Source organism: Acinetobacter johnsonii (genome assembly GCF_048551975.1).
Classification (GTDB): Bacteria; Pseudomonadota; Gammaproteobacteria; order Pseudomonadales; family Moraxellaceae; genus Acinetobacter; species Acinetobacter johnsonii_A.
The window spans coordinates 1-255 of sequence record NZ_JBIMCF010000303.1 but is presented as its reverse complement, the minus strand read 5'-3'; the positions used below and the strand labels follow the sequence as shown (position 1 = coordinate 255).

General features: G+C 49.4%; 1 pseudogene. It reads right to left on the bottom strand.

Annotated elements, in window-relative coordinates:
• Nucleotides 1-255: pseudogene (locus tag ACG9ZB_RS17570) on the bottom strand (ISNCY family transposase); the annotation flags it as partial.

The following is a 255-nucleotide window of genomic DNA, read 5'->3' as shown; positions in this document are numbered from 1 at the left end:
ATCTTGGCGAACTTCTGATTGAACTGCTCAATGAAGCAGGGTAGGCAGGCATTAGCTTGCTCAATCGAGCTGATACCTTCCAGTCGCATCTCCTTGATCAGACGGTCCTGAAGGGTTCTGTTGGCACGTTCCACACGGCCTTTGGCCTGTGGTGAATTGGCGAAGTTGATATCGATATTCAGGGTACTGAGTACGCGTCCAAACTGGGTAATCTTGGTGTCTGTCTTGCTGCTTTGATTCACCCTGAAGACTGAA